The organism is Brevibacterium otitidis (assembly GCF_042429315.1).
In the GTDB taxonomy this organism is placed as follows: Bacteria; Actinomycetota; Actinomycetes; order Actinomycetales; family Brevibacteriaceae; genus Brevibacterium; species Brevibacterium otitidis.
The window spans coordinates 20,235-30,245 of record NZ_JBHMAU010000127.1; the positions used below are offsets into that span (position 1 = coordinate 20,235).

The following is a 10,011-nucleotide window of genomic DNA, read 5'->3' on the forward strand; positions in this document are numbered from 1 at the left end:
GATCACCTGCCCGGCGCAGTCGGTTATATGACATGCTGGGACTCGGTGACAGGAGGACAGATGACCACGAATCTCACGCGCGCGCAGGCGCGCTCCCGTTCGGAGCTGCTCAGCGTCGAGCTCTACACCGTCGACCTCGATCTCACTGCGGCCACAGATCCTGATGCGGAGACGTTCGCCTCGACGACGATCGTCGATCTCGATGCCGTGCACGACGGTGAGACCTTCATCGACCTCATCGCCGACTCGGTGTCCTCGGTCACGATCAACAATGAGCCGCTCAACCCGCGCACCGCCTTCGACGGCGCGCGCGTCCACTTCCCGGTCACCGCCGGGGCGAACCGGCTGGAGATCACCGCCGCCTGCCTGTACTCGCGTTCCGGTGAGGGCCTGCACCGCTACTTCGACCCAGCCGATGACAAGGTCTACCTCTACACCCAGTACGAGCCCACCGACGCCCGGCGGGTGTTCGCCAACTTCGACCAGCCCGACCTCAAGGCCCGATTCCAGTTCACCGTCACCGCCCCGAAGGACTTCTCCGTCCTCAGCAACTCCCCGGTTACCAGCGTCTCGGCACCGGTCCAGGGTCTGCTGCGCCACGAGTTCGCCGTCACCGGCGTGCAGTCCTCCTACATCACCTGTGTGACCGCCGGCCACTACGCCACCGCGACCGACACGTACACGCATCCGCAGACCGGTCAGACGATCGAGCTGGGCGTCCATACCCGCGCCTCGCTGGCCGAGCACATGGATGCCGAGTCGATCTTCACCGTCACCAAGCAGGGCCTGGACTTCTTCCACGAGCACTTCGACTACCCCTACCCGTGGGGCAAGTACGACCAGATCTTCGTGCCTGAGTACAACCTCGGTGCGATGGAGAACCCGGGCCTGGTGACCTTCACCGACTCCCTCATCTTCCGCGACAAGGTCACCCGCGCCTCCTATGAGGCGCGCGCCAACGTCATCCTGCACGAGATGGCGCACATGTGGTTCGGCGATCTCGTGACGATGGCGTGGTGGGACGACCTGTGGCTCAAGGAGTCCTTCGCCGACTACATGGGCGGGCTCGCCCTGGCTGAGGCGACCGAGTTCGATGACGGCTGGGTGACGTTCGCGCTGCAGCGCAAGGGCTGGGCGTACCGGCAGGACCAGTATCCGACGACCCACCCGATCGTCGCCGACATCCCCGACGTCGAGGCCGCCAAGCTCAATTTCGACGGCATCACATACGCCAAGGGCGCCTCGGTGCTCAAGCAGCTCGTCGCCTACGTCGGCCAGGACGCCTTCATGGCCGGCACCCGCCAGTACTTCCGCGCCCACGAGTTCGGCACCGCCACACTCACCGACTTCCTCGCCGCGCTCGAGGCCGCAGCCCCGGACCGCGACCTGGCCGCCTGGGCCGATGCGTGGCTGAAGACGACCGGGGTCTCCGAGCTCAGCCTGGAGATCGCCACAGATGACGACGGCACCATCACCGCCGCCGAGGTGGTGCAGCAGAACTCCGGGACCGGCGCCTCGGAAACAGGGGAGGCCGGGCCCGAGGCGGTGCGCCCGCACCGCTTCCAGCTCGCCGGATTCGTCCGCAAGGGCAATGTGCTCACGCGCACGCAGACGTGGGAGATCGACTTCGACACCGCCCGTGCCGAGGTGCCGGATCTCGTCGGCGTCAAGCGCCCGGATCTGCTGCTGCTGAATTACGGCGATGACGACTTCGTCAAGGTTCGCCTCGATGAGGTTTCGACCGAGACGGCACTCAAGCACGTCTCCCGGTTCGCCGATCCGATGGACCGGGCGCTGGTGTGGTCGGCGCTGACGAATGCGATGCGCGACGGGCTGCTGCCGGCCACCGACTTCCTCACCGCCTACAGCCGTTCGCTCAGCCGCGAGACCCACGCCGGGATCTCGGCAACCCTCATGCGCACGATGCTCACCGCCCTCGATGCGTGGTTGCCCGACCGCTATCTCAACCCAGCCCTCGACGGGCTGCTCGGGGTGTGCTTCGATGCGCTGGCGGCCTCGAAGCCGGGATCGGATGAGCAGCTGGCGCTGGCGCGCACGCTGCTCTCGCTCGTGCTGCGCAGCGCCAAGGTCAGCGTCGCCTCCCCGCCGGTCCGTGCCGGCCGGGAGCTGGCGCAGGCGATGGTGGCGGTGGAGACCGGTTCCGATATGAGCCCGGACTTCCCCGGCCTGACGATCGACCATGCGCTGCGCTGGCATGCGCTGACCGCGCTCGCGACACTCGGCTGGGCCGATGTGTCCGACATCGACGAGGCGCTGGCTGCCGATCAAACCGGTTCGGGTCGGCTGCACGCGCTGACTGCCGAGGCGGCCCGGCCGCTGCCGATCGCCAAGCAGCGGGCCTTCACCGCGGCAACGAGCGATGAGTCGCTGAGCAACGATGTCATCTCCGCGCGCATCGCCGGGTTCACGGTGTCCTCCGGGCTGCCGATCACCGAGCCGTTCGTCGAGGAGTACTTCCGGCTGCTCGAAGGCTTCTGGGAGCGGTCGATCGAGATCGCCCGCCGGCTCGTCAACGAGCTCTACCCGAGCTGGTCGATCCGCCCGGATGAGGTGCTGGTGATGACCGATGAGTGGCTGGAAGCGCATGCGGATGCCCCGGCAGCTCAACGCCGGCTGCTCATCGAGCTGCGCGATGACCTCGCCCGCTCGATCCGGCTCAAAGCCGCCGGCGACGGCAAGCACTGAACTGAGCGGGAGACCCGACCCTATTGTCGGGTTTTCCCCACCGCAGGCCCCGCAGGTGGCGGTCTAGCGTGAAGGCATGGCTCTTCGCTGCCGCATCTGGCCCCAGCTCCACGCTGTCGCGATCGTGCTGACGCTCGGTTTCGCACTCGGCACGGCCGCACTGCCGGCGCTGGCAGGCGAGACCCGCACCCCGCATGGTGGAATCGCCGGGGCTGAGCGTACCGGCGGGATCGACGCGGGTCTTGCCCGGCTGGTCTCCGATCTCGATACGCCCGGCATCGCCGTCGCGGTCGTCGGCCCTGACGGGATCGTGGCCGAGCAGCGGGCCGGTGACCTCGCCGGCGCACCGCCGACGGCACTGCGGTGGGGCTCGCTGTCGAAGGGCATCACCGGGTCGCGCGTCGATGCGCTCATCGCGTCAGGAGATCTGCGCCTGGCTGACATGCTCGGCGAGCATGTGCCGGATCTGCCAGCCGGGTATTCGGAGATCACCATTCGGCAGCTGCTGACGCATACGAGTGGGCTGAGCCACGATGTCGCGCTGACCGATGTCGACCGTCCCGACACCAGCGCACGCGAGGTGGTGTCTGAACTTCCGGTTCACGCACCTGCAGTCCGTCATGGCAGCGCGTATGAGTATTCGAGTCTCAACTACCTGCTGCTGCAGGCTGTCGTCGAATCCGTCACCGGTGAGCCGTTCGGCCCACCGGCTGGTGTGCCGGCGCACGGCTGCTCGCTGGAGACCGAGAACGGGTCAGTGCCGTTCTTCGGCATGCTCATTCCCGCCGGGCAGCGCTGCGACGCGGCTGGCCTGGGCTACGGGTACTTCGGCGGGACCTTCGACGAACTGACCGACTGGGCGGCATGGAACCTCTCGGCCCGCGGGCGGATCTTCCACGCCCATTCCCGGGCAGCCGCAACCCCGACTGAGGCAGACGCGCCTGCCTCAGACACGCGCAGCGAAGCGATGTACGGATTCGGCTGGAGCTACGACACGGTCGACGCCGGTGGCCGCACCTGGAAGCGCATCCATCATTCAGGAGCAGTCCCCGGTGCCTTCACCCGGATCGAGATCCTGCCCGATGACAATCGCGCCGTGGTGCTCATGGCATCCGGATACGGCGAGCCCGGTTCCGCAGACCTGCCCGAATCGACGCAGTTCCTGTCCTCGCTCCTCGTCGGAGGGCAACCTGTCCCTGATTCCGGTCCAGCCGAGGGCGCGGGCACCCCGGTCTACCCGATTGCGCTCGGCGCGCTTTCGGTGCTGACGGCCGGTGCCGGTGTATGGCTGCTTCTGCAGCTGCGCGGCCGGCCACGACGACCGGTGGCCGCGCTCGCCGTCTCTGCAGCGGGAAGCGCTGCCATACTCGCCGGTCTCATTCTCGGCGTGCCCGCGGTGACAGGTCTGAGTGTTGTGCAGCTGGGCAGGTGGGCGCCGGACATCGTGGTCCTGGCTGTCGCCAGCAGCGCGCTGACCGTCGCCTCAGCCTTCACCGCCCTCATCCGCTGGACGCGTATGCCAGGTCAGTCGGCGAACGCCTCGGCGACGAGCTCGAGGGTGCGCACGCGTGACGGTGCGGCATCGAGCGGATCGGACTCATAGGAGCCGGCGACCGGCTGGAGCATGATCTCGTCGACGCCGAAGCGCTCAGCATCGACCCGCAGCTTCGCTGCGACCTGTTCGGGCGTGCCGATCGCCCACGGGGCGGTCATCTGCTCGGCGAGCTTGCGGTGTCCGTCGGTCATGAGCTCGTCGACGCGCGCACCGACGGTCGGCAGCGGGCGCATCGGGTCGCCGACGCGCAGGTTGGCCATCGTGTACTGGTACGGCCCGGCGAGCTTCCACGCCTCCTCTTCGGTCTCTGCAGCGATCGTGTTGACGGTGACGAAGGTCTTGGGCGCGCTGCCATGCTCGGTGGCGGTGAAGTCGCTGCGGTAGAGCCCCAGCGCGGTCTCGGTGCCGCGGCCGGCGAAGTGGTGGGCGAAGACATACGGCAGGCCGAGCGCGGCGGCGAGCTGGGCGGAGTATCCGCTCGATCCCAGCAGCCACACCTCGGGAGCGGCGTCGAGAGCCGGGGTGGGTGAGAGCCGGTGGACCTTGTCGCCGAACATCGGGATCTCCGCACCACCGGGGCTGAAGAGGCTGAGGATGTCGACGATGTGCTGCGGGAACTGCTCGACCGGGTCGAGGGTGTTGCCGGCGCGGTCGACCATGCGGCCCTCGCCGAGGTGTCCGCGCATCGCTGCCGAGGTGATCGGGTCGGTGCCCGGTGCCCGGCCGAGACCTAAGTCGATGCGGTCGCCGTAGGCGGCGGTCAGCAGGGAGAACTGCTCGGCCACAGCCAGCGGTGCGTGGTTGGGCAGCATGACCCCGCCGGAGCCCAGCCGGATCTGCTCGGTGTCCTGGCCGAGGTACATGAGCTCGGTAGCCGGTGCCGTCGAGGCGACCGAGGGCATGTTGTGGTGCTCGGCCACCCAGTAGCGAGTGAAGCCGAGGCGCTCGGCGGTGTCGACGAGCTGTTTGGAGGCGCGCAGGGCCTGACCGGTCGTCTGGCCTTCGCGCACGGAGATGAGATCGAGTACTGAGAGCTTCATATCGGTGCGAACAGTGCATGAGTGCCCATCATTCCCGCTCACAGTTCGGACAGCACTGGCCTTATGGTGAGACGTGTGGCACCCTCGGGGTTATGACGAAGCCGCACGGATCCACCTCCTCAGAACCCGCGCAGCCACAGCCGCCGATCGCCCGCGATCCGCGCCAGGAGCGCAATGCCCGCATCGCGGTGACGATCTTCCCGCTGCTCGTCCTCGCCGGCGGCATCATCGGCTTCGCCGCTCCCGGCACCTTCACCCCGATGGCCGCAGCGGTGCCGTGGCTGCTCGGCGTGGTCATGTTCTTCATGGGACTGACGCTCACCCTGCCGGACTTCACCCGCATCGCCAAACGGCCCTGGGTCGTGCTCATCGGTCTGGCCGCCCAGTACATCATCATGCCGCTGGCCGGTTTGCTCGTGGCCACCGCCCTCGGCCTGCCCCCGGAGCTGGCCGTCGGCGTCATCCTCGTCGGCTGCGCCCCCGGCGGCACCGCCTCGAATGTCGTGACCTACCTGGGCCGCGGCGACGTCGCCCTGTCGGTGACGATCACCACCTGCTCGACGCTGCTCGCCCCGCTGCTGACGCCGATCCTGACGCTGTGGCTGGCCGGCCAGTTCATGGAGGTCAGCGCCGCGGCGATGATGATGTCGATCGTCAAGACCGTCTTCGTCCCCGTCGTCGCCGGTGTCCTCATCCGCGCCCTGGCCGGTCGCCTCGTCGATCGGATCATGCCGGTGCTGCCATGGCTGTCGACACTGGCGATCACGCTCATTGTGGCGATCGTCGTCGCAGGCTCCGCCGGCGCCCTCGTCTCGGCCGGGCTACTCGTCATCGCCGCGGTCATTCTGCACAACTGCGTCGGCCTCGGCATGGGCTATGCCGTCGGCCGGCTCACCGGCCTGAGCGCACCGGAGCGCCGGGCGCTGACCTTCGAGGTCGGCCTGCAGAACTCCGGCCTGGCCGCCACCCTGGCCGCGACCTACTTCTCACCGCTGGCCGCCCTGCCGGGCGCGGTGTTCTCGGTGTGGCACAACGTCTCCGGTGCCGTCATGGCGGCGTTCTTCGCCCGCCGCGCCGACTGAGCACTCAGACACGAAACCGCCTCGATCGCGTTGACCGATCATTGCGCCGCGGGGAACGGAAGCCCCACGCCTGTCAGATCTGGGCCGGCGAGGCCAGGCACGGAGACCCATGCGGATTCTGACTCCACGAACGATCGCGCAGGAGTAGGATCGATCGCAAGCTCAGCGGGCTCCTGAGGCAAGGAACCACCTGGTCCTCAGAGATTCGCAGCCTGGAGAACTTGACGCCCCCACTCCCCTCGCGTTCTCACGAAAACCGCTGACGAGCAACAAGGTTAGCCGGCCAGACGCGAGCTAACCAGCGGGTCCACGCTCGCGCTCTTCGCGCACCGCCGCCTGCGGCTTAGCACAAGCGTTTGATGCTAATAACTACGACATCCATGATGCGACGAGAATCAACAGTATCGGTCAAACCTACTTTGAGCATGAATACCGGGCTCCATGCTCGGACTCATTGCACGCTCCCCGCTCCGGCGGCAAGCTGACTCCACAAGTGCACGCGCAACTTCGGCGCAGACGAGCGCCAATGCGCCGCTAGCTTCAGACTCCCGAACACATTGCAGGTTGGCGCAGCTACCACGTCTATCGGTCAGCCAACCTCTGACTAAGCAAGGCATCGGGACTACAAGGCAGTTGACTTCCCTTCTCACCTGGGCAAACGACCAGCCTGGCCTTCTGTAACGCGCCTATGCAATACTGGGCGTTACACTCGGTTCAAAGGTGCTACTCGGAGGGAACTCACCATGCTGACATTTCCAGAGGGACACACACCCCGCTACACAGATTTCTCAATCGAAGCCATCTCGGACGAAACTATCCGTGAGGGAGGAGAGCGGGCGCTATACGGAGCTTCGGACAAGGACAAGATCCGACTCGTCGAGAAGCTCTCTCAGGCAGGGATCAAAGACATTGACGTAGGCTCCGGAATGCACGAGGCGCAGTTCCTCCGCAAGCTTCTTGTCATTCAGGACTCCTTCGACTCCATCACCGACGACACCAACTTTTCGTTCAACCTCACCCTGAAGACGTGGGAACCCCTGGTTGAACGCCTTGAAAAGGATGTTCCGCGATCGCTACTCCATCGCATCTACGTGAGCATTGGGATGATCGAGATCGGTTCAGATGAACAACTCTTTGAACACGTCGCAGAGCGGCTCAGGAGAATTGGCGTCGGACGACTTCGCTGCAGCCTTCTCAATGCGTTCTCTACGGAAATCGAAGAAGACAAATACTCACACCTCATGGCCCAGATCGACCGAGCGCGCAATGTCGGAATTAGCCTGATCCGAATCAACGACTCCGTTGGAACACTGTATCCGGATTCCACGGCAGTCCTTGCGGCGAACTTGGTCCACGACAATAAGGACATGAAGTTTTACCTCCACGGCCACAACGACCGCGGACTCGGAACCGCTAACTCGCTGGTGAGCATCCTGCATGGCTTCCAGATCATCGAAGGCGGAGTTGCAGGAGTCGGGAACCGTGCAGGGCTCGCCGAACTGGAGTCTATTACACGGTGCTTTGAAGAGAACAACATTCGGGTCAACTCTGGCCCAATCGACGTGGATCGCGTCATCGAGGCTGCCAGGTTCTCAGAACAGATCTATCTTACGGTGCCAACACCATACCGACCCGTCAGCGGGTTCTTAGTCACGAATGAGAACGCCGGAATCGTAAATGTCCCTGATTATCTCGGCGTCTCACGAGACGTCAACTACTTTCTCAACCGCGTCGGACTCTTCCCGACATACCTGCAGCAGATCCTTGTCGAAAGTGGCCTAAGCGAGAATGCTCTAAATCCTATCGTCATTGAGAGCGTCTACAACCGACTTCAGGAACGATTCGACCGGCAGTACACAGCTAAACTCGCCGAGTACGAGCGCTTAGTTGCCCAGATTGATGCCTTCTACGACGACATCGTGAGCCTAACCGAAGTAGTCGATACAGCGAAACAAGTGCTGCAGGAGCAGCCCGTCGAGGTCGCGAGTCTCGCGGAGGCCCGGCAATGACTCTCCTCGTCTACGGTGCAGGCGGGCTAGGCCTGTATTTCGCCGCACGATTGGCTCAGTCCGGTCAAGAGGTCATTCTCAAGGCGCGGCGGGAAGCTTCCCGCCGGAGTATACATGAACCGATTCGTATCTCGCGCGAAGGCACGACCGTGGAAGTCCACGGTATTCGTGTGGTTGAATCACTTGAGGACATTAGCGCAAAAGGCGCAATCATCGCTACCAAGGCCTGGCAAGTTGAAGATGCTGCACGTGACCTCAGCACGGCAATCGCGCAAGACGCACCGATCCTGACCACCCAGAACGGAATCGATGCTCCTACTCGTGTTGCCCAAATCTTGTGCAGTGAACATGTGTTTGCGAGTACCGTCGTTGTAATCGCAGAACGCACCAGCCCACTCGATGTACGCGTCGTCGGGCCTGAAGCGTCAATAACTGTAGGCAGCCTTGTTAAGCGACCTGCAACTGATGCCAACTTAATCACGCATCCGCTGGAGGCGGCCGGGATCTCGACTGCCTGGGCGGACGACATAAGCGCAGCTCTATGGAAGAAGCTAGCTTTGATCTGCTCTTACGGAGGGGTTGGAGCCGCCCTTGATCGGAATGTTGGACAAGCACGGGAGGACGCGCGCACCTGCGGGCTGGTCGCCACAGCGATGTCCGAAGTGTTCTCGGTTGCTAGCGCCGAGGGAGTATCTCTCAGCAAATCTGATCTTGCTGACAACATGGACATTTTTCTCAATCGCTTTTCCTCGCAGACAACATCATCTATGCATCGAGATCTGATGGCCGGCCGGCCATCTGAGCTGGAGGACCAAGTCGGCGCAGTCGTTCACCGAGCCAGGAGCCACGGAGTAGCTACACCCGTGTTGGACTTCGTCTACGCCTCAATGACTCCTCGCGAAGCGTTTGCTCGGGAAAACGCATGATGCCCCTCGGCCGCACAGCGGTCTATCCTAGAAGGTATGCCGCTGAGCGTTCCGCACATTCCTGTCCAAGCCGTGGTCGAGATCATCAACGAGTGGGCAACCACTCCGCAAGAGATCTCGACTCGCCCCTGGAGTGGATACCCGGGAGGGGATTCTACAGCCAGACGCGAACTGCTAGACGTCTGGCCGTCCAATGTCGCAGAGCCCGACGACGCATCAATTGTACGCGCATGCGATCTTATTTACCCCGTTTTCACAGTTCAGTGGCCGATCGAGACCGCAAACTATCTCAATCGAGCCATTGTCGAGTACGGTGTGGCACCTTGGTTAACTGGCACGCAGGACGCCTTGCAGCTGCGATGGTCAACCAATCACGTCGAGGAATTCATGACTGCGATAATTGTCGTATCGCTCTTAGAACACGTCAGTGCAGCCCCGCGGGAGCGTTTCGGAATCTGCGAGTCGACCACCTGCGCGGACGTGTTAATCGACCACTCACCAACGCACACCAAACACTTCTGCTCTCCCCGCTGTCAGACGCGCGAACGAGTGCGCGCTCACCGATCACGCAAGCCAGAATAGCCATCTCCTGACTTCCACAATTTTTGGGGTTTTCTTTGTGTCTGGAACTGTTTGTGCTGGTCAGCGTGTTGTGCGGTTCGCTCGTGGGTAACTACATGGGTGTCTGGAATG

7 protein-coding genes are annotated in these 10,011 nt (G+C 64.0%); 6 read left to right on the forward strand and 1 reads right to left on the reverse strand.

Going from position 1 to position 10,011, the window contains the following annotated elements; genetic code table 11:
• Positions 1 to 60 precede the first annotated feature (60 nt).
• Together pepN and ACFFN1_RS14935 are read left to right on the forward strand one after the other, a co-directional pair.
• Positions 61 to 2,706 carry an aminopeptidase N gene (pepN, locus tag ACFFN1_RS14930; RefSeq protein ID WP_376841648.1) on the forward strand — a complete coding sequence of 882 codons (2,646 nt, stop codon included), beginning with the start codon at positions 61 to 63 and terminating at the stop codon, positions 2,704 to 2,706.
• 76 nt (positions 2,707 to 2,782) lie between these two features.
• Positions 2,783 to 4,309, forward strand: coding sequence for a serine hydrolase domain-containing protein (locus ACFFN1_RS14935; protein ID WP_376841649.1), 1,527 nt, complete (start codon positions 2,783 to 2,785; stop codon positions 4,307 to 4,309).
• Here the strand turns inward: ACFFN1_RS14935 and ACFFN1_RS14940 are convergent.
• Positions 4,231 to 5,301: an LLM class flavin-dependent oxidoreductase gene (locus tag ACFFN1_RS14940; protein WP_376841650.1), complete on the reverse strand. Its 1,071-nt coding sequence runs from the start codon at positions 5,299 to 5,301 to the stop codon at positions 4,231 to 4,233. The two genes, ACFFN1_RS14935 and ACFFN1_RS14940, sit on opposite strands and share 79 nt — an antisense overlap.
• 92 nt (positions 5,302 to 5,393) lie before the next feature.
• On the opposite strand from ACFFN1_RS14940, the gene ACFFN1_RS14945 reads away from it, so the two are divergent.
• From ACFFN1_RS14945 to ACFFN1_RS14960, 4 genes are all read left to right on the forward strand, one after another.
• The gene (locus ACFFN1_RS14945; RefSeq protein ID WP_376841651.1) at positions 5,394 to 6,383 is read left to right on the forward strand and encodes a bile acid:sodium symporter family protein; all 990 of its coding nucleotides are present in this window, start codon (positions 5,394 to 5,396) and stop codon (positions 6,381 to 6,383) included.
• A gap of 743 nt (positions 6,384 to 7,126) precedes the next feature.
• Positions 7,127 to 8,392 carry a hydroxymethylglutaryl-CoA lyase-like TIM-barrel protein gene (locus tag ACFFN1_RS14950; RefSeq protein ID WP_376841652.1) on the forward strand — a complete coding sequence of 422 codons (1,266 nt, stop codon included), beginning with the start codon at positions 7,127 to 7,129 and terminating at the stop codon, positions 8,390 to 8,392.
• Positions 8,389 to 9,318 carry a ketopantoate reductase family protein gene (locus tag ACFFN1_RS14955; protein WP_376841653.1) on the forward strand — a complete coding sequence of 310 codons (930 nt, stop codon included), beginning with the start codon at positions 8,389 to 8,391 and terminating at the stop codon, positions 9,316 to 9,318. The genes ACFFN1_RS14950 and ACFFN1_RS14955 overlap by 4 nt, the downstream gene beginning before the upstream one ends.
• Positions 9,319 to 9,705: 387 nt before the next feature.
• Positions 9,706 to 9,900, forward strand: a complete 195-nt coding sequence (locus ACFFN1_RS14960) for a CGNR zinc finger domain-containing protein (protein WP_376841655.1) — start codon at positions 9,706 to 9,708, stop codon at positions 9,898 to 9,900.
• Positions 9,901 to 10,011 lie beyond the last annotated feature (111 nt).